Source organism: Micromonospora sp. LOL_025, assembly GCF_048060285.1.
In the GTDB taxonomy this organism is placed as follows: Bacteria; Actinomycetota; Actinomycetes; order Mycobacteriales; family Micromonosporaceae; genus Micromonospora.
In genome coordinates this window covers 1-390 of the sequence record NZ_JBHMIR010000141.1, presented here as the reverse complement: position 1 = coordinate 390, position 390 = coordinate 1, and the positions used below count along the sequence as shown (strand labels likewise).

Annotated in this window: 1 protein-coding gene; it reads right to left on the bottom strand. The window is 69.7% G+C overall.

The window, feature by feature from the left end:
• Window positions 1–390, bottom strand: a 390-nt coding sequence (locus ACFHW0_RS31855) for a polyketide synthase (RefSeq protein ID WP_416613331.1), incomplete at both ends; no start/stop codon positions are given.

Genomic DNA, 390 nt, shown 5'->3' with positions numbered 1-390 from the left:
CGTCGCCGGCACCACACCCGCCCGCATCGCCAAGATCATCTTGATGATGCCCGCCACCCCCGCAGCCGCCTGCGTATGACCGATGTTCGACTTCACCGACCCGAGCAGCAGCGGCACCTCCCGACCCTGCCCGTAGGTGGCGAGCAGAGCCTGCGCCTCGATCGGGTCACCCAACGTCGTACCCGTACCGTGCGCCTCCACCACATCCACATCGGCAGCCGACAACCCCGCACCCGCAAGGGCCTGCCGGATCACCCGCTGCTGCGACGGACCATTCGGCGCCGTCAACCCGTTCGACGCACCATCCTGATTCACCGCCGAACCCCGCACCACCGCCAGGACCCGACGCCCGTCGCGCCGCGCGTCCGACAACCGCTGCACCACCAGCAC